At 65.2% G+C, this 25,163-nt stretch carries 23 protein-coding genes; 12 read left to right on the forward strand and 11 right to left on the reverse strand.

Annotation, left to right across the window (positions count from 1 at the left end):
- The first annotated feature begins 100 nt into the window (after positions 1-100).
- Complete coding sequence (locus F7P65_RS01725) at positions 101-466, forward strand: hypothetical protein (protein ID WP_150290026.1); 366 nt, start codon at positions 101-103, stop codon at positions 464-466.
- Here F7P65_RS01725 and F7P65_RS01730 read toward each other — a convergent pair.
- Complete coding sequence (locus tag F7P65_RS01730) at positions 463-1,659, reverse strand: phospholipase D-like domain-containing protein (protein WP_240334157.1); 1,197 nt, start codon at positions 1,657-1,659, stop codon at positions 463-465. The two genes, F7P65_RS01725 and F7P65_RS01730, sit on opposite strands and share 4 nt — an antisense overlap.
- 124 nt (positions 1,660-1,783) lie before the next feature.
- Here F7P65_RS01730 and rpoZ point away from each other — a divergent pair, with 124 nt between their 5' ends.
- Positions 1,784-2,128: a DNA-directed RNA polymerase subunit omega gene (gene rpoZ, locus F7P65_RS01735; RefSeq protein ID WP_007688625.1), complete on the forward strand. Its 345-nt coding sequence runs from the start codon at positions 1,784-1,786 to the stop codon at positions 2,126-2,128.
- 60 nt (positions 2,129-2,188) lie between these two features.
- Here rpoZ and mprF read toward each other — a convergent pair whose 3' ends face one another.
- Genes mprF through F7P65_RS01755 form a run of 4 tightly spaced genes read right to left on the reverse strand, consistent with a single transcriptional unit; the run spans position 2,189 to position 7,556 of the window.
- Positions 2,189-4,882 carry a bifunctional lysylphosphatidylglycerol flippase/synthetase MprF gene (gene mprF / locus F7P65_RS01740; RefSeq protein ID WP_150290028.1) on the reverse strand — a complete coding sequence of 898 codons (2,694 nt, stop codon included), beginning with the start codon at positions 4,880-4,882 and terminating at the stop codon, positions 2,189-2,191.
- Positions 4,879-6,324: a virulence factor family protein gene (locus F7P65_RS01745; RefSeq protein WP_240334158.1), complete on the reverse strand. Its 1,446-nt coding sequence runs from the start codon at positions 6,322-6,324 to the stop codon at positions 4,879-4,881. Before F7P65_RS01745 ends, mprF begins: the two co-directional genes overlap by 4 nt.
- A gap of 11 nt (positions 6,325-6,335) precedes the next feature.
- Positions 6,336-6,764 (reverse strand): DUF2147 domain-containing protein, encoded by a 429-nt coding sequence (locus F7P65_RS01750; RefSeq protein WP_150290029.1) that lies wholly within the window; start codon positions 6,762-6,764, stop codon positions 6,336-6,338.
- Positions 6,765-6,806: 42 nt separating this feature from the next.
- Positions 6,807-7,556: a virulence factor gene (locus tag F7P65_RS01755; protein WP_240334159.1), complete on the reverse strand. Its 750-nt coding sequence runs from the start codon at positions 7,554-7,556 to the stop codon at positions 6,807-6,809.
- 104 nt (positions 7,557-7,660) lie between these two features.
- Between F7P65_RS01755 and F7P65_RS01760 the strand changes: the two genes are divergently transcribed.
- From F7P65_RS01760 to F7P65_RS01770, 3 genes are read left to right on the forward strand one after another with little or no spacing between them, the layout of a single operon-like run.
- The gene (locus tag F7P65_RS01760; protein WP_150290030.1) at positions 7,661-8,902 is read left to right on the forward strand and encodes a glycosyltransferase family 4 protein; all 1,242 of its coding nucleotides are present in this window, start codon (positions 7,661-7,663) and stop codon (positions 8,900-8,902) included.
- A gap of 7 nt (positions 8,903-8,909) precedes the next feature.
- Positions 8,910-9,431: a sigma-70 family RNA polymerase sigma factor gene (locus tag F7P65_RS01765; protein WP_150290031.1), complete on the forward strand. Its 522-nt coding sequence runs from the start codon at positions 8,910-8,912 to the stop codon at positions 9,429-9,431.
- A complete protein-coding gene (locus F7P65_RS01770; RefSeq protein ID WP_150290032.1) occupies positions 9,424-10,143 on the forward strand; it encodes an anti-sigma factor family protein in 720 nt (239 codons plus the stop codon). Before F7P65_RS01765 ends, F7P65_RS01770 begins: the two co-directional genes overlap by 8 nt.
- Positions 10,144-10,177: 34 nt before the next feature.
- Here F7P65_RS01770 and F7P65_RS01775 read toward each other — a convergent pair whose 3' ends face one another.
- Positions 10,178-10,771 carry a nitroreductase family protein gene (locus tag F7P65_RS01775; protein WP_150290033.1) on the reverse strand — a complete coding sequence of 198 codons (594 nt, stop codon included), beginning with the start codon at positions 10,769-10,771 and terminating at the stop codon, positions 10,178-10,180.
- Between the two features lie 103 nt (positions 10,772-10,874).
- Positions 10,875-11,039 (reverse strand): hypothetical protein, encoded by a 165-nt coding sequence (locus tag F7P65_RS21920; protein WP_162854513.1) that lies wholly within the window; start codon positions 11,037-11,039, stop codon positions 10,875-10,877.
- A gap of 209 nt (positions 11,040-11,248) precedes the next feature.
- Between F7P65_RS21920 and F7P65_RS01780 the strand changes: the two genes are divergently transcribed.
- From F7P65_RS01780 to F7P65_RS01800, 5 genes are all read left to right on the forward strand, one after another.
- The gene (locus tag F7P65_RS01780; protein ID WP_150290034.1) at positions 11,249-14,578 is read left to right on the forward strand and encodes a trifunctional glycoside hydrolase family 18/polysaccharide deacetylase/glycosyltransferase family 2 protein; all 3,330 of its coding nucleotides are present in this window, start codon (positions 11,249-11,251) and stop codon (positions 14,576-14,578) included.
- Positions 14,579-14,684: 106 nt separating this feature from the next.
- Positions 14,685-14,966, forward strand: a complete 282-nt coding sequence (locus F7P65_RS01785) for a hypothetical protein (protein ID WP_150290035.1) — start codon at positions 14,685-14,687, stop codon at positions 14,964-14,966.
- Between the two features lie 73 nt (positions 14,967-15,039).
- Entirely contained in the window at positions 15,040-15,441 is a 402-nt protein-coding gene (locus tag F7P65_RS01790) for a PDZ domain-containing protein (RefSeq protein ID WP_150290036.1), read from the forward strand.
- Positions 15,438-16,124 (forward strand): winged helix-turn-helix domain-containing protein, encoded by a 687-nt coding sequence (locus F7P65_RS01795; RefSeq protein ID WP_150290037.1) that lies wholly within the window; start codon positions 15,438-15,440, stop codon positions 16,122-16,124. The genes F7P65_RS01790 and F7P65_RS01795 overlap by 4 nt, the downstream gene beginning before the upstream one ends.
- 145 nt (positions 16,125-16,269) lie before the next feature.
- Positions 16,270-17,562: an ATP-binding protein gene (locus F7P65_RS01800; RefSeq protein WP_150290215.1), complete on the forward strand. Its 1,293-nt coding sequence runs from the start codon at positions 16,270-16,272 to the stop codon at positions 17,560-17,562.
- A 546-nt stretch (positions 17,563-18,108) separates the two neighbouring features.
- Here the strand turns inward: F7P65_RS01800 and F7P65_RS01805 are convergent.
- From F7P65_RS01805 to F7P65_RS01815, 3 genes are all read right to left on the reverse strand, one after another.
- Positions 18,109-18,888, reverse strand: a complete 780-nt coding sequence (locus F7P65_RS01805) for an SDR family NAD(P)-dependent oxidoreductase (RefSeq protein WP_150290038.1) — start codon at positions 18,886-18,888, stop codon at positions 18,109-18,111.
- An 88-nt stretch (positions 18,889-18,976) separates the two neighbouring features.
- Positions 18,977-20,293 carry an NAD(P)/FAD-dependent oxidoreductase gene (locus F7P65_RS01810; protein WP_240334162.1) on the reverse strand — a complete coding sequence of 439 codons (1,317 nt, stop codon included), beginning with the start codon at positions 20,291-20,293 and terminating at the stop codon, positions 18,977-18,979.
- 25 nt (positions 20,294-20,318) lie between these two features.
- The gene (locus F7P65_RS01815) at positions 20,319-21,566 is read right to left on the reverse strand and encodes an MFS transporter (protein ID WP_150290039.1); all 1,248 of its coding nucleotides are present in this window, start codon (positions 21,564-21,566) and stop codon (positions 20,319-20,321) included.
- An 80-nt stretch (positions 21,567-21,646) separates the two neighbouring features.
- Here F7P65_RS01815 and F7P65_RS01820 point away from each other — a divergent pair, with 80 nt between their 5' ends.
- Positions 21,647-22,216, forward strand: a complete 570-nt coding sequence (locus F7P65_RS01820) for a TetR/AcrR family transcriptional regulator (RefSeq protein WP_150290040.1) — start codon at positions 21,647-21,649, stop codon at positions 22,214-22,216.
- Between the two features lie 37 nt (positions 22,217-22,253).
- On the opposite strand, the gene F7P65_RS01825 is transcribed toward F7P65_RS01820, so the two are convergent.
- A complete protein-coding gene (locus tag F7P65_RS01825) occupies positions 22,254-24,584 on the reverse strand; it encodes a TonB-dependent receptor (protein ID WP_240334163.1) in 2,331 nt (776 codons plus the stop codon).
- 180 nt (positions 24,585-24,764) lie between these two features.
- On the opposite strand from F7P65_RS01825, the gene F7P65_RS01830 reads away from it, so the two are divergent.
- Entirely contained in the window at positions 24,765-25,139 is a 375-nt protein-coding gene (locus F7P65_RS01830) for a RidA family protein (RefSeq protein ID WP_150290041.1), read from the forward strand.
- Positions 25,140-25,163 lie beyond the last annotated feature (24 nt).

The raw sequence follows: 25,163 nt of genomic DNA on the forward strand, positions 1-25,163 counted from the left end.
CCCAGGGGCATTTCGTCCAATCTGCACATTCGTTCAGGCACAAAACCCGTCCTTTCACGCGTTTGATCCTCCAGAATTCAGACGAGGAAGGAGAAGAGACATGAATCGCTCGATCATCCGTACCGCCCTTGCCGTCGTCGCGATGGCGCCGGTTGCCGCGATGGCCAATTCTCATGGCGCCATGAGCTATGAGGAAAAGCTGGCGGCCGCCGAGGACGACATGACCCTGCCCGGTCCGATCGCAGGCGTGCAGAATAAATATTGGTTCAATTACCGCACCGACATCGCCGAAGCGCGCAAGGAATTGGCCCGCGACCTGCGCCACGCCTCCGATGCCGAGGATGAGCGCGACGCCTGGGACGAATATCGCGGCGAACTGGCCGATGCGCGCCACGATTATGCGAAGGAAATGCGCGAGAAGGGCTATCGCCCCGGACAGGTGCGCGTTTATGGGTCTGGCCGTTAATCGTCGCGATTGCGGAAGTTCAGGCGGCGCGTGACGGTATAGTCCAGAAAGCCGACCAGAAAATAGCTGATCCATTGCTTGATGAGGGTCGGCAGGCTGCGGTGGGCGCGATGCGTTTCCAGCGTGATCTGCCGGCTTTCCTGTGTCCGCCGTGCGACAAAGCCGCGCATCGCCTCGGCAAAGCCCGCATCCTCGACCCTCAGCATGATCTCCAGATTGAGGAACAGGCTGCGCATGTCGAAATTGGCCGATCCGATATAGACTGCGTCGTCCACCACGATCAGCTTCATGTGCAGCTTGCAGGGTTGATATTCCCATATCTCCACCCCGCGTTTCAACAGCGGGCCATAGAGCAGCCGGGCCGCCGCGACGGTGGCGCCATTGTCCGACTTCGACGGCAGGATCAGGCGTGATCCACCGCGCCGCGCGGCACGGGCCAACCGCTTCAGCATTCCTCGCCCCGGCGAGAAATAAGCCTCCACCATGTCCAGCCGTTCGGCCTGCTCCAGATCGTGCTTCACCAGTTGCGCCCAGGGACTGAGCCTGCGGGTCGGGCCGCCGATCACCCAGCGCATCGGCTCGTCCCGCTCACGGCCGGTCCCGTGCCAGTGGCGGACCATCCGGCGCAGCGTGCGGAACCGCTGCTGGCGGGTCGACACCCAGCGCCAGAGCTGACCGTACCAGCTCGCCATCGCCTGCACCTGCGGACCTTCGACCGACAGGCCCAGATCGTACCAGCAATCCTCCGGCGGAATGCCGAAATAACCATCCTCGACATTGAAGCCGCCCATCAGCAGCCGCCGGTCGTCGGCCAGCGCCAGCTTTTGATGGTTGCGGATCAGGTAACGGGTCGAGCGCCGCGCCCCGAAGCGTCCGAACTGCGCGCCCGCGGCGATCAGCGGATCGAAAAAGGCGAGCGGCGTCGCCGCCGATCCGAAGGCGTCCACCATCAGCGTCACCGCCACGCCCCGCCCCCGCGCCGCGATCAGCCGGTCCAGAATCAGCCGCCCGCTGTCGTCCGCGGCGAAGATATAATAATAGAGCTTCACGCTCTCATGCGCGCCGTCGATCAGGTCGACCAGCGCCTGCCGCAACGCCGGACCCGTCTCGATCACCCGCAGCCGATTGCCCCGCAGCGACAGGCCGATCCCGTCTTCGCCGCAATGGGCCTCCGCCTCGTGCATGGTCGCCATATCCCGTTCATGCCCGCATTCGGGGCGGCTTGCCATGACTTTATGGGCTTTTCATTGACTCTTATGAAGAGCGCTGTTAGGCGCGCATTTCACGATATTTCATTGGTTGTTCAGGAGCGCCCGTTTGGCCCGCGTTACCGTCGAAGATTGCGTCGACAAGGTTACCAACCGTTTCGATCTCGTTCTGCTTGCCGCGCAGCGCGCCCGGGAGATTTCGGGCGGCGCCGAACTGACTCTGGACCGCGACCGGGATAAAAATCCGGTCGTCGCCCTGCGCGAGATCGCGGAAGAAACCGTTCTGCCGGTGGATCTGCATGATTCGCTCGTCGCTTCGCTGCAGAAGGTGCAGATCGATGACGACGACACGCCGGACGAAATCGGATCGATCGCCCAGTCGGCGGAGGCCCTGCGCCTGACCGCCGCCGCCCCGCCGCGTAACCAGAATATCGGCGGCGACTACGACGGCTGATCCGTTCGCGTTTGGAGAGGGAATGAGGCCCGGCCTGCGCCAGCAGGACCGGGCCTCGACTTATTGGGGCTGACCGGACCAGTGGGTGCAGGGAAGCAACGCCTCATGCATCTCCGCGATTTCCGGGGCCGCAACTGTGTCATCCACCGGATCGACTGAGGGAAGGGGCGCGGCCCGTTGCGTCCTCCGCGTCTTCGTCGCCGCGCTGCCCGACCCGCCGCCCACCAGCTTTTGCAGGTCGATCATCGCGCGGGACAGGGAGATGCCGCGCGGTCCGGCAATGAAGCGCGGCTCCCAGCGCGGGGCATATTTGTCCTTATAGGCGCGCAGCCCCTCAAAGCCGTAGAAGCTCTCGCCATGGCGGAAGAAAAAAGCCCCCGCCTTGGCCCAGAGCGGAGACAGACGCCGCGCCTCGATCCCCGAGAGCGGCGCCAAACCGAGCGTGAACCAGTCATAGCCCTGCTCCCGCCCCCACAGCATCAGGCGGATGAACAGGAAATCCATCGTGCCATAGGGCGCATCGCCGACATAGCGCATCAGATCGACCGACAATTCGCGGCGATTGGCGGTGGCCCAGATATTGGCGAAGGCGACGATCCGCCCCTCCTGCCGCACGATGGCGCAATCGCAGCCCGCGATATAGGCGGGGTCGAAACGGCCCACGCTGAACGCCTTTTCGCCATGCCCCTTGGCGCCGAGCCATTCGTCGGAAATCGGCTCCAGTTCATCCAGCAATAGCGGCACATGGCGCGCGGGCACGATCTCGAAGTTCGCCCCTTCCCGCGCCGCGCGGCGCTCGGCATAGCGCAGCGGCTTGGCATCCGGCCCGTCCAGCGTGAAATGATGCAGATCGACGCGTGCTTCCTCGCCATATTTGACGATGACGAAGCCCAGGTCGATCGCCAGCGGCAGCGCATCGAGGCTCAACTGGTAAAGCAGCAGCCGCCCCTGCTCGGCATCGGCCCGTTCGCGCAATTGCCAGAGCAGGTCGGGCCATTCTTCCCGGTCGCCCACGGGGTCGCCCATGACGATCCAGCTATGGCCTTGCACCTGATACATGACGAAGGCGCGCGCGGATTCGGAGATCAGGAACAGCTTGTCGCCGGTCGTCGCCAGAAAGGCGTCGGTCCGCTCGGCCAGCGCCAGCGCGTCCATGCTGGGGGTGCTGGACGGCCGGTCGGCCCGGCGCGGCGCGGTCGCCGGACGGAACATCCGCCAGAAGGCCGCCGCCACCGCCAGCACCGCGCTCGCCAGCCCGGCGCGCAGGAAGCGGGCGGCATTGGCATGCGGGCCGAAATGCCACCAGAGGTCGTTCTGATAATCGACATGCTTGTAGGCGAAAAAGCCGATCCAGATCGACAGGCCGACCGCCACTGCCAGCGTCGCGATCCAGGCCGGGGTCAGCGCCTCTGCGGTAAAGCTGGTGCGGCGGTAGAAGGCGCCGCGCGTCCATTGCAACAGCGCGGCGATGATGAGCAGCGCGCTCGCTTCCTCATAATCCAGACCCTTGATCAGCGAGAAGAGCGCGCCCGCCAGCAGCAGGCTGCGTGTCATCCAGAAGGCGGCGTCCAGCCGGCGATAAAGGCCCGAAGCGAGCAGGATCAACAGGGTGCCGACGATGCTCGCGGCGAAATGCGACGCCTCGACAAAGGTCAGCGGCAACCAGCCGGTGACGATGTGCATGCGATATTTGATCGCGGGCAAGGCGCCCGAAATCAGCAGGATCACCCCGCCCACCGCGACCAGCAGCGACAGCATGACCGGCGCCATGCCCGACGCGGCGGCCTGCGCGCCGTCCAGCACCCGGCTGACGGGATGGCGCCAGCTATTCCCTTCGTGCAGGGCGATGGCGATCACGCCCAGCATCAGGGGGATGAGATAATAGATCAGCCGATAGGCGATCAATGCCGCCAGCAGACTGGGCCTGTCGACATCGGGCAAGGTGGCGACGATCACCGCCTCGAATATGCCGAGGCCGCCGGGCACGTGGCTGACCAGCGTGACGATGATCGCCAGCGCATAGGCCAGGAACAGCGTCGGATAGAGGGCGGGCGCGATGCCCGGCACCAGAATGAACAGCGCGGCGCTGGCGGCGGCAAGATCGATGCTGGCGACGCCGATCTGGGCCAGCGCCTGCCCGCGCGTCGGCAAGGCCAGCGTCCAGCCGAAGAGGCGCGGCGCGCTGCCCTCTTTCCCTGCGGCAATCAGGCCCACGATTGCGGCGAGCAGGATCGCGCCGCCCGCCAGCCGTTGCAGCACCGGCGCAAAAGCGAGGCCCATCAGCGCGATATCCGCCGGATGGAGCGCCATCAGCAGCCCCGCCAGCACGAACACCCCGCCCCAGAAGGACAGCCCGGCCGAAGCGATGATCCGGGCGATGTCCCCGCCCTCCAGCCCGGCAGCGGTGTAGATGCGGTAGCGCGCCGATCCGCCGGTCAGCAGCGACAGCCCCAGATTATGGCTGAGCGTATAGCTGCAAAAGGAGGCCAGCGCCGCCGTCCGCCATGGCAAAGGCCGTCCCACGATGCGCAGGGCGACATAGTCGTAGAAGGTCAGCGCCACATAGCTCGCCGCCGTCAGCGCCAGCGCCGCGCCCAGTCGCCAGCCGGCGATCATATGCACCGCATGGCGGATGTCTTTCAGGCGCACCTCCGCCAGCAGGCCATGCAGCGCGACCAGCCCGAGGGCCGCCACGGCCAGCATCACGGCGACGGTCAGCGGCGCTTTCCACGCCCGGAGCCGGTCCGGCATCATATCGTCAGCCCCTTGAGCATATGGTCCACCAGCAAGGGGGCGTTGCGGTCGAAATGATGGCCGCCCGGCACCAGCACCGTTTCCGCCAACCCATGGGGAATGGCGGGACAGGCGCTGTCATTCTCCTGGGTTCCCCTGACGCAGAGGATCGGCACACCACGCAGCCGGGCGATCGCCGGAACGGTCGGATATTGCGGGCTGTCGTCCATGTTGAGCCAGCTCGACAAATGAAACTTGAAATCCGCCGAGGGGCTGAGACCCAGCAGCGACAGCCGCTCCACCTTCGCGCGCTGGGTGGGCGGCAGGCTGCCGACGATATAGGGCAGCACATCCGCGCCGAAGCTGTATCCGACCAGCAACACCCGGGGCCGGTGCCAGTGCTGCGAATAGCCCCGGATGATCGCGGACAGGTCGGCGGCGGCGCCCTGCGGCGTGCGCTGGCTCCAGAAATAGGACAGGCTGTCCATGCCGACCACCGGAATGCCCGCATGGGCGAGTTGCGCCGCCACATCCTTGTCCAGCCCGACCCAGCCCCCGTCGCCGGAATAGATCACGGCCATCAGGCCGGTGTGCGGCGCGGCGGGATCGGTAACGATATTGACCGGCAGCCCAACCGGCAGCGCGGCATCGGCGCTGACCGGCGGCGGCGCGAGGAAGGGCTGGATTTGCGCCAGCAGCGCCGCGTCCCTCTGCCCCTCCGCCGCCGTGACCAGCCGCCCGCTGCCCGTGCGGGCGACGAAGCGCTGCAAGGCTGCCGGGCGCAGGGCGTGGCGTCCGCCATCGGTCAGCGCGATCCAGGGCGAGGGAAGCTGCCGGCTGGGCGCGAAGGCGAAGCCGCGATAGGGCCGGCCATAACCGGTGAGTTTCAGGCTGCCCGACCGGCACCAGGGCCGCGCCCCGCCCAGCACGGGCGCGAAATCCTGCGACAGCACCGCCTTGTAGGCGCCGTTCGGCCCGGAGGCGAGCGCGGCATAGGCCAGCGCCGCCCCCTCCCCCCGGCCGATCAGGACCGGCTTGTTGTACATCGGCAGCTTCCAGCGATGCTGAAGGTCGCGGGAAAGGGCGATGATGCCATAATTGGGGTTGATGCAGCGGCGGGACGCCTGAAGCGCCTTCAGGAATTGCGGCGTGGAGATGCCCGCCACCATCGCCCCGCGCGCGGCCAGATGGCGGGCGAAGTCGGCGCTCCGCTGATCCCATCCATCGCGGTCGGACAGCGCCAGCACCACACCGGTCGGCAGGCGCGCCGGACGATAGACCGCTACAGGACCGACGGGCGGCAGGGTGTAATCGCTCTCCGCCACCATGCCGCCGATCGCGGCGGGCACTGCATCGGGCTCTGCCCGCGCCGGGTTCATGGCGTTGAAGGTCGACAGCAGCACAGCCGCGCCGGCCAGCAGGCCGGGAATAAGCCACAGAGGTCCGCGACGAAGCCGAATCATGCTTGCCTCCGTCAGGTCCCCGGCACCCGTTCTATCCGGGTCCATGTTTGCGACTTGCAGAGCAGGCCGCCCAATATGCAGCCCTTGACCCGCATCTGGCCAAGCGACAACTGGCTGATCTGCGAACTGAAGCGGCGGCCCATGTCGGGGACGAAAACGGTGCCGCGCCACTCATTCTTGCCGTCGGCGCGGTAATCCTCCAGCAATTCGGTGCCGATCAGCCGGGCCGTGCCCCCGTCGCGGGCATCGTCCTGCGCCTCGCGGTCGGCCCAGACGACCCAGCCGCACAGCCGCTCGCCGCACGGGCCGGTGCGCACCGCGACATTATTATGCGGGCCGAGCCACAGCCCCTCGGGCGGCGCGGCAGGCACCTTCGCCGCCAGCGCGGGCGCGGCGCATGCCAGGCACGCACCTGCGATCCAAAGCCTCCCCAACCTCATATGACCACCCTTTCAGGAACGATCATTCTGCTTTAGGCCAGCTTACATTGCGCGCCGCTCTGCATATTCTGAATTTTTGGCAATGTTTGCCGCGCGTAGCACAGTGGCGGCGACCAGTGCCGAATCGTCACGCAGGAAATGGCCGCCGGGCAGGGCAACGACATGCACGTTGGACTGGTGCCAGCCGGGACAGAGGCTGCCACTTTCCTCCACCCCATGGATGCACAATACCGGCGCCCAGTCGAGCCGCCGCGCCGCAGGCCGGGCGGGACCGTCATCGGTGAAGTCGAACACCCCGCCCGGCGTTGCGCGGAACAGCATGGTGTCGGCGGGCACGATCAGCGCGACCATGGCGACTCGCGAACGCAGGGCGGGCGGCAGGCGCTCCACGCCCGCCAGCAGCATGTTCGCGCCGAAGGACTGGCCGACCAGCACCAGCCGCCGCGCGCCGGGCTGGGCCAGCGCGCGACGCACGGCCTGCTCCACCAGCGCGCCGGTTTCCGCCAGCGTCCGGCGGCGGGCGAAGGCGGTCAGCGAATTGACGCCCACCACCGGCAAACCGCCCTGCGCCATATGTCCGGCGATCACCGGTCCCATGCCCGCATTGAACCCCATGTCGCCCGACAGGAAGATCGCCACTGTCCCGTCGCGGTTCGACGCCGGAGCCGATACCAGCGTGAACAGCGGCCCGGCGGGATAGCCCAGATGTCGGCAATAGGCCGCCGCGCCGGCCAGCAGCGCGATGAGCGCCGCCAGCGTCAGGCCCCATTTGCGGCGTCGGGAAAAGGGCATGGCAAAGCGCCTCGATTGCTTGATCGGCTGCCGACGTTACCGGCTTTTTTCTGAACGCCAAGCGACAGAAGGAATAATGGCCGGTCGGGGGGCGTATAGGCGTCATGAACAATCACGCCGGTCCTGGTTCCACTGCCTCCCGCCTTTCCCCGTCCCGTGCCGCCCTGACCGTCGCCCTGCCGCGCCCCCTGCGGGTCGCGCTGTTTTCCGGCAATTACGATTGCGTGCGCGACGGCGCGAATCAGGCACTGAACCGACTGGTCGCCTATCTGCTGGACCGGGTGCAGGCGGAGGTACGCATCTATTCGCCGACCGCCCCGCGCAAAGCGTTCGATTCGGTGGGCGATGTCCGCTCCGTCCGCTCGATCAGCATTCCCGGACGGCCCGAATATCGCGTGGCGTTGGGCTTCCCCCGCGCCACCCAGCAGGATTTGGAGAGCTTCGCGCCCGACATCGTCCATCTCTCCGCGCCCGACCTGCTGGGGCGGCAAGCGCAGAAATATGCGCTTGCACGGGGCATGCCGGTGGTCGCCAGCCTGCATACGCGCTTCGAAACCTATCTCGATTATTACCGCCTGTCCTTCCTGCGCGGGCCGGTCGACCGCTATCTCGACCGCTTTTACGGCGATTGCGCGCGCATCCTTTGTCCGACTTTGCCGATCGCACGGGAAATGGGCGCGCGCTTCGGGGCGGATCGCGCCGCCATCTGGGGACGCGGCATCGATCCGGCCCGCTTCCGTCCGGGGCTGCGCGACCCGGGCTTCCGCGCCAGCCTGGGCTACACGGCCGAGGATATGGTGCCGCTTTTCTTCGGGCGGCTGGTGCTGGAAAAGGGGTTGGGCGTCTTTGCCGATGCCATCGATGCCGTGCGCGCGCGCGGGCTGACGGTGCGGCCGCTCATCGTCGGTGACGGACCCGCGCGCAACTGGCTGGCGCAACGGCTGCCCAACGCCACTTTCATGGGCCATCTGGCGGGCGAGGCGCTGGGCCGCGCCGTCGCCAGCGCCGACATGCTGATCAACCCTTCGGTCACGGAAGCCTTCGGCAATGTCAATCTGGAGGCGATGGCGTCGGGCCTTGCCGTCATTTCCGCCGATGTGCCCAGCGCCGCCGCCCTGATCGACGACGGCCGCACCGGCATGCTGGTCCCCGCCAAGGATGCCGGGGCCTATGCGGCGGTGGCGGCCATGCTGGTCCGCCAGCCCCATCGCCGTGCTGCGCTGGGCGCGGCCGCCGCGACGGCGGCGGCGCGCCACCAATGGGACGATGTGCTGGAGGAAGTGGTGCGCAGCTACGCCGATGTCCTTCAGATCCCGCTTGCCACGCCGGCCGTGCAGGCCGCATGAGGTGGTGATGGACGAAGATCCCGATATCCGGGACGATCTGGCCGCGATGCGGCGCTATGCCCGCTCGCTGACCCGCGACAACCAGGATGCCGACGATGTCGTGCAGGACGCGCTGCTGCGCGCCATCGAACGGCAGGCGACCTATCGGCAGGGCCGCAGCCGCCGCCGCTGGTTGCTGGCGATCGTGCACAATGTCTTCTTCTCCGCCAAGCGGCGCGAAGCGTCGGAAGCCCGGCGCAACAGCCGCTTTGCCGAAACCCTGATCGACCAGTTGGAACCGGAGCAGGAGGAACATGCCCGGCTGGCGGAGATTGCGCGGCAATTCGCCGCCTTGTCGGAACATCATCGGGCGGTGCTGCACCTCACCGCGATCGAAGGGTTGAGTTACCAGCAGGCGGCGGAAACGCTGGGCGTGCCGGTGGGCACGGTGATGTCGCGGCTGGCACGGGCGCGGGCCGCGCTGCGGAACCGGGAACAGGGGCAGCAGGAGGCGTCCGGCCTCCGGCTGATAGGAGGAAGCGATGACTGACCGTCCGACCGATGTGGAAATCGATGCCTATATCGACGGCGAACTGGATGCGGAGCGCCGCTTCGTGGTCGAAACCCATCTCTCGCGCCAGCCTGCATTGGCCGCGCGGGTCATGGGCGACCTCAGCACGCGCAGCGCGCTCCGCCTGCTGAGCCACGACCGGCGACCGATTCCGGGCGACATGATGGCAAAGGCCGAGGGGCTGGCCCCGGCGCAGAAACGCCGATGGCGCCGCCTGATGCCCGCGGGCCTGGTGGCGAGCAGCCTCGCGGCGGGGCTGGCGGTCTGGACGGTGGGCGTCCAGCACCCGCCGGCCTATGTCAATTTCGCGGTGGCGTCGCACCGGATCGCGATGATGCGCGCCGTCATGGAGTCGCAGGTCGAAACGCCGAAGTTCGACGCCCGCGAGATCGCGCTCAACACCCGCATCGCCATGCCGCAATTGCCCGATGGCTGGCACGTCACCGATGTCCAGTTGTTCCCGACCGACAAGGAACCGGCGCTGCTGATGGCGGTCCGCACCGATCGGGGGAACCGGATGACGATCTTCGCCGTGCATGAAAAGACCCATGCGCCCGAACAGCCCGACGCCGTGCGCGAGGGCGCGCAATCGGTCGCCTATTGGCGGCGGGGCGACATGTCCTATGCGCTGACCGGCGATCAGGAGCCCGGGACGATGGATGCCACCGCCACGGCGCTGGCGCGGATCTGAGGGGCGGGACGCTTCAGACGCCCCGCCTGCCTCTTCATGCCCTGAAATTGCCCGCCATGGTGAAGTCGGCAATGTCCTTGCGGCCGCTCGGCATTTCGCGCGCCTGGAGCGCTTCGGGCAGGATCGCCTTGTCGGCGATGCGGCCGATGGCCACGGCGGCCTCGATCCGGAAACGGTCGGGCACGGCCAGTTCGGCCCGCGCCTTGTCGAAATCCACGCCGGTCATGCCATGACTGTGATAGCCGAGCCGCGTCGCCTGCAACGCCATCAGCGCCCAGGCCGCGCCCGCGTCGAAGCTGTGGCTGTAGAGCGGTTTGGCGTCTTCCACGCTGTCGCGCACCAGCAGCGTGTCGGACAGGATGAAGATCAGGACGGACGCGTTCCGCACCCAGTCCTGATTGGCCGGAATCAGCAATTCCAGAAAGCGATTCCAGTCCGCGCCATCGCGATGGGCGTAGAGGAAACGCCAGGGCTGATAGTTGAAGGCCGAAGGCGCCCAGCGCCCCGCGTCGAAGATCGTATCGAGATCCGCCTGCGGGATCGCGGAGGAATCGAAGGCGCGCGGCGACCAGCGTTCGAGGAAAAGCGGATCGACGGCGCGCGTGACCGCGCGGGCAGCAACTGACATAGGATCTCCCAAAGATCGTGAAACGGAGAGCGACGCCGCCCGTCCGGCAAGATGGGGACGATATTGGGAGGCAGAGCAGCGGTCGCAAGACCACCCGGCGGTTTCAGCTCAATTCGTAGGAGCGTTCGGGGCTCGCGGCCTTCTCCGGCTGCGGCGCGACGGCGTCCGGACCCCGCTCCAGCAGGATGCGTTCGGGATCGCGCAGCAATTCGCGCTTCATGGCGTCGCTCAACCGACTCCAATGCCGACCGATTGCCGAGCGCCACATCCATTTTCTCCCTGCCGAATCGAGACGGTTCTATCTATTTTATCGGTAGAGAATTTTCGCTCAAGCATATCTGATGAGCCGGCGAGAAAAGCTTGTCCCCAATGTGGCACGCCGCATCGTCCCGCGATCATGACCAATAATTCATGAACGGCCCATCGGCCCGGTATCCGGCAGGGCGTAAAGGCGGCTCCATCACAGGGGTAAGCATGATGAGCAGACCGATTTTCTTCGACCCCACTGGCCGCCGGGGGCTTTGGGCGCGGCGCATCCTGGCCGGCGGACTGCTCGCCATTCTGGTCGCCGCCATCGCCTTTGCCTCCACATTGGTGGCCGTGCCGTCGGAACGCGACCTCGCCCTGCCGCTGCCCCAGCCCCATGCCGCACGCCTGTCGGGCCTGTCCAATTTGCGCCGCGGCATCGCCAAATGGCTGCCGCACTGGGGCAAGGCCCATGGACAGGCCAAGCCGCTGAATATCGGCTTCTATGTGCCGGGCACGGAAAACAGCATCGCCTCGCTTCGCCGCAATGTCGGACAGCTCGACTGGGTCGTCCCCGCGCTGGTCAACGTGGCCGGGCCCGGCGAGCCCATCCATTATGCCAGCGATCCGACCTTCGACCGGATGATCGCCGCCATGCCACGCCCGCCCAAGGTGCTGCCCATGGTACAGAATCTGGGCGCGGACAGCTGGAACGGGACGGGCGCGGAGCGGGTGCTGCGTGATCCCGTCGCCAGCAAGGCACTGGCCGGGCAGCTGGGCGCCTATGTCGCCCGTCGCCGCGAAGCGGGGCTGGTCATGGACTTCGAATCCCTGCCGGGCAGCGCCATGCCCGCCTATCTGCGCTTCCTCCGCCTGCTGCGCACCCAGCTTCCCGCGGGGGCCAAGCTGGCCGTCACCGTGCCAGCGGATCAGGAAGAATGGCCGCTCGCCCGATTTTCCGCCGCCGCCGACCGGGTGATCCTGATGGCCTATGACCAGCATTGGCAAAGCGGCCAGCCCGGCCCGATCGCCGCGCAGGACTGGTTCACGCGGGAGGTGAGGGAGGCCCAGCGCGCGATCGGCGCCAACCATATCGTCGTCGCGCTCGGCAGCTATGCCTATGACTGGCATGGCGGCACCGCCGATGCGCTGTCGCTGGACGAAGCCTGGCTTGCCGCGCATGACAGCGACGCTCCTCCGGTCTACGACATGGCCAGCGGCAATGCGGGCTTCGCCTATGACGAGGCAGGGCAGCGCCATCAGATCTGGATGCTGGATGCCGCCGCGACCTGGAACGAGCTGCTGGTGCTCAAGCGCCTGGGCATCCAGAGCATCGCCCTCTGGCGGCTCGGCAGCGAGGACCCCGGCGTCTGGTCCGACCTCACCGCCTGGCGCAATGGCGGCCGCCCGAATCTCAGCCGGGTGGCGAGCACGCTCGATACCGATGTCGAGGGATCGGGCGAAATCCTGCGGATCACCGCCACGCCGACCGAAGGCCGTCGCGCCATCGCCTTCGGCCCGCAGAACGTCATCGAACGGGAAAGCTACGGCACGCTGCCCACCCCTTACCAGGTGCAGCGCACCGGGGGGCAGCATCCCAAAATGCTGGCGCTGACCTTCGACGACGGCCCGGACCCGACCTGGACGCCCCGGATCCTGAACGTGCTGGAACGGATGCATACGCCCGCGACCTTCTTCGTCATCGGGGAAAATGCGCTCGAACATCCGGGCCTGCTCCAGCGGATCGTCGCGGACGGGGATGAAATCGGCAACCACACCTACGACCATCCCAACCTCGCCACTTGGTCGGACGATGGCACGCGCCTCCAGCTCAACGCCACGCAGCGGTTGGTGCAGGCCTATACCGGACACGGCATGCGGTTGTTCCGCGCGCCCTATTTCGGCGATGCGGAGCCGACCACGGCGGACGAACTGGGACCGGCGCTGGCGGCGCAGAAGCTGGGCTACACCGTCGTCGGCCTGCACGTCGACCCCAATGACTGGCAGCGCCCCGGCACCGATGCGATCATCCGTCAGGTGATCGAGCAGGTGCATAATGTGGCGGACGACCGGTCCGAAAATATCATCCTGCTGCACGATGGCGGCGGCGACCGGGCGCAGACGGTGGAGGCGCTGCCGCGCATCATCACGCAATTGCGGGCGGAGGGCTACAGCTTCGTGCCGGTGTCGCAGCTGGCCGGGCTGCCGCGGCAGGCCGCGATGCCGCCGGTCAAGGCCGGGGATCTGCTGGCGGTGCGGGTCGATGTCGGCGTGTTCGTGATCCTGGCCCTCGTCAGCGCGCTGCTGGGCTGGATCTTCTATGTCGCGATCACCCTGGGGCTGGCCCGCGCCGTGCTGATGACGCTGCTCGCCTGGATCCAGGAGCGGCGCGAACGGATCGTGCCGCCGGAGCATCAACCGACCGTCTCGGTCATCATCCCCGCCTATAATGAAGCGCGGGTGATCGAGGCATCGGTCCGCCGCGTGCTGGCGAGCGATTATCCCGCGCTGCAACTGATCGTCGCGGATGACGGGTCGAAGGATGAAACCAGCGCCATCGTCCGGCGCGCCTTTGCCGGCGATCCGCGCGTGACGCTGCTGACGCTGGCCAATGGCGGCAAGGCGGCGGCGCTCAACCGGGCGCTGAAGGAAGCCAGCGGCGAGATCGTCATCGCCCTTGACGCCGACACCCAGTTCGAGCCGCAGACCATTCGCCGCCTCGCCCGCTGGTTTGCGGACCCCGCCATCGGCGCGGTCGCGGGCGATGCGCGGGTGGGCAACCGGATCAATCTCGTCACCCGCTGGCAGGCGGTCGAATATATCACGGCGCAAAATCTGGAGCGCCGCGCGCTCGCTGGGTTCGACGCCATGACGGTGGTGCCCGGTGCGGTCGGCGCCTGGCGCCGCGCGGCGCTGGACGCGGTCGGCGGCTATCCGGAAAACACGCTGGCGGAGGATCAGGACCTGACCATCGCGATCCAGCGCGCGGGCTGGCGCGTCACTTACGATCCCGAGGCGGTCGCCTGGACCGAAGCGCCCGAAAGCTTCAAGGCGCTTGCCAAGCAGCGCTATCGCTGGGCCTTCGGCACGCTGCAATGCCTGTGGAAGCACCGCCGCATCCTGCGCGAACGGCGGCCGACCGGGCTGGCGCTGGTGGGGATGCCGCAGGCCTGGCTGTTCCAGATCCTGTTCGCGGCGATTTCCCCGTTGATCGATCTGGCGCTCGTCACCTCGATCATCGGCACCGCCGTCCGCGTGCATCAGCATGGCTGGGCGCAGACCAGCCATGATGTGTGGATGATGGGCCTTTACTGGCTGGTCTTTACCGGCATCGACGTCGCCTGCGGCTGGGTCGCCTATGCGCTCGACAATCGCGACGTGCGCTATCCGCCGCATCTGCTGGTGGCGCAGCGCTTCGTCTACCGCCAGATCATGTATTGGGTGGTGGTGCGCGCCATCGCCTCGGCCATCGGTGGCTGGGTGGTGGGCTGGGGCAAGCTGGAACGCAGTGGCCGCGTCGCCGTGGCGCAGGACAAGCCGCCCATTCCGTCCGGGGCATGAACAAAGCTTAACATGACTTCATCCGTCACGCGCATCATCCTTCATCCGGCAGCGGAAGGCCCGGCGATCCCGGCCATCCGACGCCGGAAAGTGAAGGAGATGATCCATGAAATATCTGATCTTCCCTCTCGTCGCCCTGGGATTGGGCACGGCCGCCATGGCCCAACCGGCCCCCAGCGCGCCCAAATCCTATCCGCCATGCTCCAAAAGCGTGACGGACGAATGCATGGGCTCTTCGCACGCCACGATGCATCATACGGCGATGCACCACACGGCCATGCGCTCCCATCGCAAGATGGCCACGCATCATCACAAGAGCGCCGCGCGGCACCACAAGATGGCGGCGCATCATGCGATGAAGGCCAAGCCCGCGCCGAAACCGGCCTGACGCCAGCACGACCGGGGAAGGATGGGCTCCCGTCATCCCTCCCCGGTGCATTCCGCGCGGGGGAGTGAGGCCGATGGCGAAGCGCTCGATCGACAATTATGCGACCGGACTGCTGCTCGCTTGCCTTGCCCTGTGCGCGCTGCTGATGAGCGGCGCCTTCTTCCTCCACGTCCGCCACGCCACGGACGGCCATCTGGAGGCGGCCGCAGCCCAGGCGCGCGCCCTGCCCGGCGTCACCCTGACCGACGCCCATCCGGGCGTCATCGTCACCAGCATGGAAACCGGCGGCGAGGCCGCGCGCCTGGGCATCAGCGTCGGCGACGGCGTGGTCAGCCTGAACGGCACGCCGATAAGCTCTCTGGATCAAGCCAGCAGCTATCTGTTACACCATCCCCAGCCACGGATAGCGCTGGGGCTGAAACATGCGGATCAACTGCGCGTGGTGATGCTCGACCGGCCGGAAAGGGGACGATGAGCCACAAGATCTTGGTGGTGGAAGACGACGCCGCCACCGCCGCCTACATCGCCAAGGGCGTCGGCGAGGCGGGCTTCACCGTCGACCAGGCGGATAATGGCCGTGACGGCTTGTTCCTGGCCAGCGACGGCAGCTATGGCGCGATCATCCTCGACCGGATGATGCCCGCCATGGACGGCATGGCGATGCTGAAGGCCCTGCGCGCGGCGGGGATCGAAACACCGGTCATCATCCTGTCAGCCCTCGGCACGCCGGAGGACCGGGTGGAGGGTCTGACCAATGGCGCCGACGATTATCTGGTGAAACCCTTCGCCTTCGCCGAACTGCTGGCGCGCGTGCAACTGTTGCTGCGCCGGGGCGGCAGCGGCAGCACGGTCGTCACCCATCTGCGTCATGACGATCTGGAAATGGACCTGCTCTCCCGCCGGGTGAAGCGGGGCAACCGGACCATCGACCTGCAACCGCGCGAATTCCGCCTGCTGGAATTCTTCCTGCGCCATCCCGATCAGGTGGTGACGCGCACCATGCTGCTCGAGGGTGTGTGGGATTATCATTTCGATCCCGGCACGAACGTCATCGACGTGCATGTCAGCCGCCTGCGCCGCAAACTGGACGAAGGCGGAGACAAGCCGATGCTGCATACGGTGCGCGGCATGGGGTATCGGCTTGGCCCCGAGAACTGACGCATCCGGGGCATTGCGCGGAAAAAGGGACGCCGCTTTTTCGCCATCCGGGGATGCGGCCGCCAAAGGCACTCGTCGCTGGTTCGGCTTTGCCCGATCGACCATCGGGCGATTCGTCGGCCTGGCTTTTCTCTGCCAGTTCCTGGTGACGGGGGGCGTGCTGCTGTTCGTGCAGCAGGCAAGCCAGCGCACCGTGGTCGCTGCCGACCGGCAGGCCGTGGAGGATGCCCGCGACGACCTGACCGCGCTCTATCGGGAGGGCGGCACGGCGGCGCTGCGCGGGGAGATTGCCCGCCGTTTCCGCAGCGTCGAGGGCGAGCGCGCCGTGCTACTCCTCACCGATGCGGCCGGACATTCCATCGCCGGCAATCTGGGCGCCTGGCCCGCCAGCCTTCCCGCCGACGGGCGCTGGCAGATCATGTCGCTCTACCGCGTCGGCCGCGATGAGCCGGAGCCGATCGGCGTGATCGCCATCCGGCTGAACAATGGCGATCAGCTGCTGACCGGCATGGTCATTTCCAACAGCCTGCAACTGGCGCGCATCTATGAAGAGGCACTGAGCGTCGCCTTCATCATCAGCCTGGTACTGGCGTTGGCCATTTCCATCATGTTGGGCCGCATATTGGCGCGGCAGGTATCGGACATCGCCCAGACGGCCAACGATGTCGCGGTCGGCGCGCTGGACAGCCGCGTGCCCACCGACGGCAGCGGCGACGCCTTCGACCGGCTGGGCCAATCGATCAACGCCATGCTGGAAAGGATCGACGCGCTGGTGACGCAGTTGCGGATGATGACCGACGGTTTGGCGCACGATCTCAAATCGCCGGTGACGCGCCTGATCTCCGTGGTGGAGCAGGCAAGCGCCCAGACCCGCGACGACACCGCGCTCGACGCGCTGGAGAAGGTGCATCAGGAGGCGCAGACGCTGCGCTCCATGCTGACCACCGCCCTGCTCATCAGCCGGACCGAGGCGGGCTTCGGCGGCGACCTGCTGCGCGACACCGACATTGGCGACCTGTTGCGCGACGTGGCGGAGGTCTATGGCCCGCTGATCGAGGACAGCGGCTTCGCTCTTAGCGTCAACGCACCTGAATCGCTGATTTTTCCGCTGCATCGCGAACTGGTGAGCCAGTCGCTCGCCAATCTCATCGAAAATGCGCTTTATTACGCGCAGGGCGGCGATGGCATCGGCCTCAGCGCTGCGCTGGAGGATGGCCATCTGCTGATCGAGGTCACCGACAATGGCCCCGGCATCCCGGCGAATAGCCATGCCGCCGCGCTCAAGCGCTTCGGCCGTCTCGACCCCGCACGCAGCAAACCCGGATCGGGCCTGGGCCTGTCGCTGGTGGAAGCGGTGGCGCGGCTGCACCACGGTACCGTGACGCTGGCGGATAACGACCCCGGCCTGCGCGTCACACTGACCTTGCGGCGGCCCTGAGAGCCTGACCTATCCTGAAAGCAAATGGCGGAGAGGGAGGGATTAATAACCCGAGGTGATTGAGCCCGGAATTCCTGCGATTTTCTCCATCAGTGTGCTGTTTTCCCACATTCAATACCACAAGCATCCCCACAGGCATCGGAAACCCGTGGCATACTGCTATTGTGAACAGACCCAAAGATGATGTCCAGCAGCCAATTGACTGCCCGAGAACGCCCTGAGGGATCACAATCGAAGAATTAATTTTGTTGTCCGAAACTGGCCGATAGGTGAACGTCCGGTTCGGGGCTGGCATGTGATGAAAGCTGCCGTTGGCGCGTGTCGCCTCCCGACCCTTCCTGGACGCTCAGGCGCCATTTTTCCGTCGCGAGGTCCGGTCGGTCTGCTTTTTCATCTGGGGGCCAAGGCTGGCCGATTCCCGCCTATCGGCTTAGAAACAAGAGTTTCAGAACGGATGCCATGCCCCGGCAGATGACCCGGCCGTGCCGCGCCCAGCCTGGGCTAGACGACGCAAGTGGAAAGTGCGCGCTGCTCGGCACCGCCGGTTCAGCGCTGGGAAGAGATATTTCCCCCATCCACCACGATCTGCGCAGCGGTGATATAGCTCGCCTCGTCCGACAACAAGAAACGGACCACGCGCCCGATCTCCTCCGCCTCGCCCATGCGGCCCAGCAGGATACGCTTTTCAAAATGGCCGGGTGCCAGCACATCGACGACCGGGCGGGTCATCGGCGTTATAATTTGCCCAGGCGAAAGCGAATTAATGCGGATGCCATCCTGCGCCAGCCTGTCCGCCAGAGAGCGGACCAGCGACAGCACGCCACCCTTGCCAGCCGTATAGACAGGGTTGATCGCATTGCCGAGCGTCGCATTGATCGATGCGGCAGCGACAATGGCTGACCCGGGCCGGCTTGCCAACTCAGGTAGGAACGCCTTTATGAGGAAGGGCAGCGCGCGGAGATGGACCGCGATACCGCAGTCCCAGCTTTCCTCAGTCAGGCCATCCAGTCCCTCTTGATCGACCACACCTGCGCAATGAACTAGCCCTCCGATGTCGGGCATTTGTGCCAGCGTTTCCGCGGCGCAATCGGTTATTGCCTGAAGATCGCGCACGTCGCAGCGCAGGCCCAGCGTCTCTACGTCGAACTGCGCCGCGATCTCCGCCGCCGCCTGTTCTGCACGCTCGGCATTCAGGTCCCACAGCACGACAGGGCGGCCGACCGCCGCCAGCGCCCGCGCCGATGCGAAGCCCAGGCCGGATGCTCCGCCGGTTATTACAACGCCCGTCGAGGGGGACCCCAATTTGGGACTAATATCAACCATCATATTCCGTATCCTTTCTATTGACCGTATTTCAGCTGCCTTGGGCGCTTTCGCGCCGCTGGCTGCGTCAGATAAGCGTGAGAATCATCGGCTAGAGGAAACCCCATCGTTGCGCCGTCCGCGCAGCCGGGATCAAAATGTGGCGGATCAGCACCTCATATTTGCGGCTGAAGGGCACATGCTCGGGTCGCTCGACCGGGAAGGGCAAGCTCGCCATGTCGTCGCGCGCCAGTCCGTCGGCAAGAATCTTGCCCATCAAGGGCGCCATGACATTGCCCCAGGCGTTGAAATACATCAGCCCGAAAATGCCTTTGCCAAGCTCGAACACGCCGGGGAACTGCGCCTTCCGCAAGGCAACCCGTCCCGTCCAATAATCCTCCATCTCGATTCTCATGCCGCGCGTTTCCGGCCAGATGCGATGCAGCCAGCGCAATTGTGACTGGAAATGCCATGACGCGTCATGGGCTCCGCCGACCCGCGGGATCGATGAGAGGATGAGGCGGCCATGGCGATCACGGACCATCGGATTGAGATCGATCGGCGCCTGCGCAAAAGTGCCGCCACCAGGGAGAATATGGTCCAGCGCCCCGGCTGGCAGCGGCCTGGTGGTGAGGGCATAGGCGGTCAGCGGATAAAAGGCTTTCCGGAATGCGGGTTCGATCCCTGTCGGATAGGCATTGGTGCAGAACACAATGCGATCCGCCAGCACGCTGCCCGCCCGCGTGCGGATGCGCCAGCGCTCACCTGCCCGCTCCAGCGCCAGCGCCTCGCTATCGCCATGAATACGCGCCCCGAGCCGGGCGGCCACTGCGACCATGCCATTGGTGAAGAGATAGGGATTGATACGGCCGCCATCTTCGAACAGCACGCCATAAGGATAGGCGGCCGATCCGGTATGGGCCTTCATGTCATCTCCTGACATGCGGACCAGCTTTTGCAGGCCATGGTCTTCCAGATAGGAAAATTCCCGCAGGAATCCTTCAAAGGCCCGCCGGGTCTTCATCCCGTTGATGTAGCCGGAGCGGACGGCATCGCAGTCGATCGCATAGCGGCCAGCCAGATCGAAGGGGATGGTGTGATGTTCGCGGAACAGCTTCAGAAATCGCCGGCCCTCGTCCGGAAAGCGACGGAACACACGCATGTCCCGCAGGATCGGGAGGACATGCCCGGCGTTGCGGCCCGATGCTCCCCAGCCGGGCTGGCGTGCCTCCAGCACGGTGACTGAAATACCCGCTTCTGCTAGATGCAGCGCGAGGGATGACCCCGCAAGGCCAGCGCCGATGACGGCGACATCGGTGGAAACCGCTTCCGTCAGCGCGGGCCAGTTGGGCGCGAGACCTTGCGGCTTGGTCCAGCCACTGGCGGATATCGGAATCTCGCCCCGTTCGAAGACGGCTTTGTTCTGCATCTACTCAATCTCCAGGGAAATTCTGTCAGTTCGCGCGCGCTGCCATGGCCGCCACGAACGGAGCACTGCGGCAGAAAAGCGAGGCGATGCTCGCCACCAGGGTCAGGGTGCCAAGGCAGAAGACCGGCAGGGCATAGCCCCCGCTTGCCTCATGGGCCCAGCCGACCGCGACCGGCGCCAGTGCGCCAACAAAGCCGTTAATGGTGAAGATGATCCCCAACATCGCGGGGTAGGCGCGCTGGCCGATCATCTCTGTCAGCAGCATGGATCCCGCCTGAGCTGGCAAACCGGCCACGCTGCCCCAGAGCATGATGAAAAGCGCGATCGCCGTCCGGCCCTGCCACAGAGGGTCGCCGCCGACCCCCAGCAAGGCTAGCGTACCCGCTGCCTGCAAGGCGAGGATGACGGGAAGGAGGATGCGGGCGCTGATCCGGTCGGAGGTCAGTCCGCCGATCAGGAGTCCCGGTAGGCTCATGAAATTGGCGACGCTGTAGACGGTGACCGCGTCCGCCTGATCGAAGCCGCTGTGCCGAAGATAGGAGATCAGGTTGAAGAGGATGGCATTCAAGGACAATTGGCTGATCGTGAGAACGATGGCCAGCAACCAGTAGCCTGGCTTCCTCAGAGCTTGTTCTCTTGTCAGGCCGAGGTTCTCCGCACCGTCTCCGTCGGAGGCGCCGCATCGGCTGCACGGAAGGAGATACACCACCCCTGTACATATCAGGCCCGCCGCCGCACCGATGGTCCAGAATGTCTCGCGCCAGCCCAATGCCTCGATAAGCCGCCCGCTGATCATCGGCATGGTCGCACTGGCAAGCGCGCAACCGCCGATGAAGAGCGCGATGGCCAGCCCCCTGTGCCGGTGGAAGCTCTGCGAGATGACCGCGATGCCCGGCACGATCGTGGCCATGCCGACGCCAAGGCCCGCCAGCGCCATCGCCGCCATGAAGAACGTTAAAGTCCCGGTGAAGCCTGCCGCGACCCAGCCGCAAACCGCCATGCCAGCCCCAAGGGCGAACAGCCTCTGGACGCCGACTGCCCGCATCGCCCGGCCAACGAACAGATTGCCCGCGCTCATGCCGAGCAGCAGCGCCACCGGCCCGGCGCCCATTTCGGCTTCACCCCAGCGGAACAGGGGCTGCATGACAGACATATAGACGGTGAGCGACGTCAGCATGCCACCAATCAGGAGGAAGCCGATGACGGACAGAACCACCATCACCCCCCACGGATCCGAGCCAAGGGGGACACTGCCTTCGCCGTACTTCACCATGTATTTCCTTCATTCCGATTACCCGTGGCATCGGGCGATTTGCTCTTGAGTCTGTTGGCCGCGGCTCGATAAGAGGGCGCATGACACGCGGCAGCATTCGCCCTGGTGGGCGCACGGAAAGGGTCAGGCAGACGGTTGCCGCCACCGTCTTGCAGTTCATCAAGAACGGCGAGATCGAGTTCACGATGCAGGACGTCGCGGAGCAGGCCGGCATTGCGCGCTCGACCCTTTACGCCCGCTGGGCCACGCGCGAAGCGTTGATCGTCGAAGCGCTGACGGCGCATAATGCGACCTTTCGGGTGAAACCGCGTGCCGACTGGCGCGAGCATCTGCAGGTCATTGCCATCGCCTTTCGCGACTTTTCGGCGCGGCCCGACGAAATCGCCATCAACGGCTTGGTCGCCCATCTCGGCTCCGGCTTCGTGAATGAGGAAACGCTGCGCCAGTGGCGCGCGATCGCCGAAGAGATGGTCGGCCCACTCGATGTCGCCAAGCAAGAGGGCAAGATCCGTGCGGAAGTGAACACGCTGATGGTGATCACGACCCTGTTCACTTCGATCGCGGGCCTGATCGTGATCGCCAAGGACCAGCCGTCCGATGCCTATGTGCGCCAACTTGTCGACCTGCTCATTGCCGGTTGCGAAGCATGAGGGGCCGCGATGAGCGCGGCCCCGTCCCGGTAGAGCGTCAATAGCTGAGCTTTGCGTCCACGCCGAAAGTCCGCTTCTTCTTGAAGGAGGCGCTGCCATAGCCAAGACTGCCGAAGTCGATGCCGAAATCGATATTGCGGTCGTTGGTCAGATTGTCGCCCCAGAAGCCCAGGTCCAGCCTGCCACCGCCGACCGCGATATCGCTCAGCGAGACACGGGCGCGCAGATTATGGTCCGGGCGTGATCGGATATCGCGATTGAAGGGATTGACCCGGTCCAGCGTGAACCAGTAGACGGTGCTGCGATAGGAATAGTCGGCACGCAGCGACAAAGTGCCGATGCCGAATTCGTGGTCATATTGCGCGCCAACATGGGTGTTTAACTTGGCGGTCTGTGACATGCGTGCTTCGGAGGCGACGTTGATCACCGCGTCGGTGATGGGATCGCGGTAGAGATAGCTCTTATATTTGGGTGAGGTATAGCCAACCGAACCATCGATCGTCAGGCCAGGGACAGGGACGGCGGTGAGTTCGGCTTCCACCCCGCGATAGGCGACGCGACCTGCATTGGCGATGGTCGATGTTGCCCCGCCGGTACCCGCCAGAAATTGCGGGATCTGCAGATTTTTATAATCCACATAGAAGGCCGACAGATTGGTGCGCAAGCGGCGATCAAACCATTCGGCCTTCACGCCGGCTTCATACGATATGGCCTTTTCCGGCGCGAAGATGTTGATCTCCGAAGCGGACGGATTGATGCCGCCCGCGCGGTAGCCGCTCGATACGCGGGCATAGGTCATCAAGTCCTGACGCAGCTTGTAATTGGCGGAGATCAGCCAAGAGAAGTTATTATAGGATACCTGACCATCGAGGTTGGGCTGCACATCACCGGCAAGCGTCAGCCATTTCCTGTCCTTTGTATAACGAGCGCCGCCGGTCAGTTCCAGATCGCTGCTTGGCGAATAGCTGAGCTGGCCGAAAACGGCATAGGAACGTGCCTTTCCATGAAATGCCTGGAGTGGCGAAAGATTTACACCCGCATCGCCCCCGGGAAGCACGAAGGTCAACTGTTGATAATTGGCTTCGGATGACTTTTCATGAAAATAGAAGGCGCCGCCGACATATTTGAACGCCCCGGCTTCGCCCAGCAACTGCACTTCCTGAGAAAACTGACGCTGACGCTGCGTAGTGTAGCCGTCATAGGGCGTCACCGGCTGGACTCCGGTGGGCAGGACGGTGCCGTCGACGAACAGCAGCGGGCTCAAGGTGAAGCCAAGCAACTGTCCGTTGCCCGACAGGCCGTTGGCGCCATCCTGGCGATAGGCGCGATAGGCCGTGATCGATTTGATCGCGAGGGCGGGCATAAGCTGATAATTGAGCGTCAGGGCATGGCCGTAGACCCGCGCCTTGACGCTGAAGGTTGGGTTACCATTGAGGTCCATGGCCGGTTGTTGTTCACCCCGGCGCAGTCCTTCTGGCCCGATCTGAAATGCTGAACCGCCGAGAGCCTGGGAACTTCCATAATAGGTACGAACATCATCTGTTGCATTGATGACCTGGAAGAAGGTCGGGGCGCCTTCACGGACATTATAATCGAAACCGTAATTGACGGTTAGCTTGCCGAAATCACCTTGGACAGCAGCGGTGACGGCATCGCTGTTGAGGGCGCCGGGGTCCTTGCTCGACGGAGCCAGACTATTGTCAAAATAGCCGTTTTTCTGCCGATGCATGTAGGAGACCGTAGCTTTGATCGGCATGTTGCCGATCAGGCCGGTGTCGAACCGCGCGCGCGCGAACCAGTCGTCGAACGTGCCATAACCCGCTTTCCCCTCAAAGCCCGGATCGTCGGTGGGCTTGCGGCTTACGAGTTGGATCGCGCCGCCCACACTGTTGCGTCCGAACAGCGTACCCTGGGGGCCGCGCAGCACTTCGATGCGCTCCAGATCGACCAGGTCAAAGATCGCCCCCGCTGATCGCGCGATATAGACGCCGTCGAGATAGATGCCGACGCCCTGTTCCGACACTGCACTAGGCGACGCGTTGCCGATGCCGCGAATGAACACCGACGCGGCGGTGATCGACGCGGGCTGCGCGCTGATGCCGAGATTCGGAGTGAATTGCGCCGTCGCCACCACATCGCGGATATTAAGCTTGTCCAGCATTTCGCCGGTCAGGGCGGTCACGGCCACTGGCGTTTCCTGAATATTTTCGCGCGTCCGCCGCGCAGTCACGACAATGGTGCCGAGTTGAGCATCGGCCTGAACAACCGGCTTTTCCGCCTGCGGTTCCGCCGCCCCGGCCGTACCGCAAATCGCGCTTAACGCCGCGCCAGAAAGCAACAAATTGCGCGATAAACGCCGTAACATCATGACATTTCCCTCTCTTTGCGTAGCCGGTTCGGCTTATCACTCCTGATTCTTTGCATGCTGACACAGAGTTTCTGCACAAACAAGACATTGTGTAGTGTTTGTGTCCGAGCTATACGATGGCGCTGCCGTCGCTGATCGCGCCCGGCGCCCGCAGGTCACGGAAAAAAGGAGAGGGAAGACATGTCCGATACCGATGCCGCCGCCAGCTATGGTTATTGCGAGGCACGCATCGCTGGCCGCATCCTATTCTGCTCAGGCCAGATCGGCATAGAGGTCGACGGCAGCGTACCGCCCGATCCGTCCCGCCAGTATGAGCTGGCCTTCGCCGCGCTGGGGGAGGTTCTGCGCCGCCATGGATGCGGTGCTGGCGATATCGTGGATCTCACCTCTTTCCATGTCGGCTATCCCGCGCACATGGACGGTTTCATAGCCGCGAAGTCCGCGTTCATGCAGGGCGGGAACACCTGCTGGACTGCGATTGGCGTCAGCGCGCTGGGCCATCCCGGCTCGATCGTCGAGATCAAGGCCGTCGCCCTGCTACCACACACCCTATAGCGCCCGCTTTCCCCCGCATTTCCA

The organism is Sphingobium estronivorans (genome assembly GCF_008692605.1).
In the GTDB taxonomy this organism is placed as follows: domain Bacteria; phylum Pseudomonadota; class Alphaproteobacteria; order Sphingomonadales; family Sphingomonadaceae; genus Sphingobium; species Sphingobium estronivorans.

Bases quoted from the DNA above. Each gene is read 5' to 3' on its own strand.
- F7P65_RS01725 (WP_150290026.1), top strand. From the start codon at position 101: ATGAATCGCTCGATCATCCGTACCGCCCTTGCCGTCGTCGCGATGGCG.
- F7P65_RS01730 (WP_240334157.1), bottom strand. From the start codon at position 1,659: ATGGCGACCATGCACGAGGCGGAGGCCCATTGCGGCGAAGACGGGATC.
- mprF (WP_150290028.1), bottom strand. From the start codon at position 4,882: ATGATGCCGGACCGGCTCCGGGCGTGGAAAGCGCCGCTGACCGTCGCC.
- F7P65_RS01745 (WP_240334158.1), bottom strand. From the start codon at position 6,324: ATGATTCGGCTTCGTCGCGGACCTCTGTGGCTTATTCCCGGCCTGCTG.
- F7P65_RS01750 (WP_150290029.1), bottom strand. From the start codon at position 6,764: ATGAGGTTGGGGAGGCTTTGGATCGCAGGTGCGTGCCTGGCATGCGCC.
- F7P65_RS01755 (WP_240334159.1), bottom strand. From the start codon at position 7,556: ATGCCCTTTTCCCGACGCCGCAAATGGGGCCTGACGCTGGCGGCGCTC.
- F7P65_RS01760 (WP_150290030.1), top strand. From the start codon at position 7,661: ATGAACAATCACGCCGGTCCTGGTTCCACTGCCTCCCGCCTTTCCCCG.
- F7P65_RS01765 (WP_150290031.1), top strand. From the start codon at position 8,910: ATGGACGAAGATCCCGATATCCGGGACGATCTGGCCGCGATGCGGCGC.
- F7P65_RS01770 (WP_150290032.1), top strand. From the start codon at position 9,424: ATGACTGACCGTCCGACCGATGTGGAAATCGATGCCTATATCGACGGC.
- F7P65_RS01775 (WP_150290033.1), bottom strand. From the start codon at position 10,771: ATGTCAGTTGCTGCCCGCGCGGTCACGCGCGCCGTCGATCCGCTTTTC.
- F7P65_RS21920 (WP_162854513.1), bottom strand. From the start codon at position 11,039: ATGTGGCGCTCGGCAATCGGTCGGCATTGGAGTCGGTTGAGCGACGCC.
- F7P65_RS01780 (WP_150290034.1), top strand. From the start codon at position 11,249: ATGAGCAGACCGATTTTCTTCGACCCCACTGGCCGCCGGGGGCTTTGG.
- F7P65_RS01785 (WP_150290035.1), top strand. From the start codon at position 14,685: ATGAAATATCTGATCTTCCCTCTCGTCGCCCTGGGATTGGGCACGGCC.
- F7P65_RS01790 (WP_150290036.1), top strand. From the start codon at position 15,040: ATGGCGAAGCGCTCGATCGACAATTATGCGACCGGACTGCTGCTCGCT.
- F7P65_RS01795 (WP_150290037.1), top strand. From the start codon at position 15,438: ATGAGCCACAAGATCTTGGTGGTGGAAGACGACGCCGCCACCGCCGCC.
- F7P65_RS01805 (WP_150290038.1), bottom strand. From the start codon at position 18,888: ATGATGGTTGATATTAGTCCCAAATTGGGGTCCCCCTCGACGGGCGTT.
- F7P65_RS01810 (WP_240334162.1), bottom strand. From the start codon at position 20,293: ATGCAGAACAAAGCCGTCTTCGAACGGGGCGAGATTCCGATATCCGCC.
- F7P65_RS01815 (WP_150290039.1), bottom strand. From the start codon at position 21,566: ATGGTGAAGTACGGCGAAGGCAGTGTCCCCCTTGGCTCGGATCCGTGG.
- F7P65_RS01820 (WP_150290040.1), top strand. From the start codon at position 21,647: ATGACACGCGGCAGCATTCGCCCTGGTGGGCGCACGGAAAGGGTCAGG.
- F7P65_RS01825 (WP_240334163.1), bottom strand. From the start codon at position 24,584: ATGATGTTACGGCGTTTATCGCGCAATTTGTTGCTTTCTGGCGCGGCG.
- F7P65_RS01830 (WP_150290041.1), top strand. From the start codon at position 24,765: ATGTCCGATACCGATGCCGCCGCCAGCTATGGTTATTGCGAGGCACGC.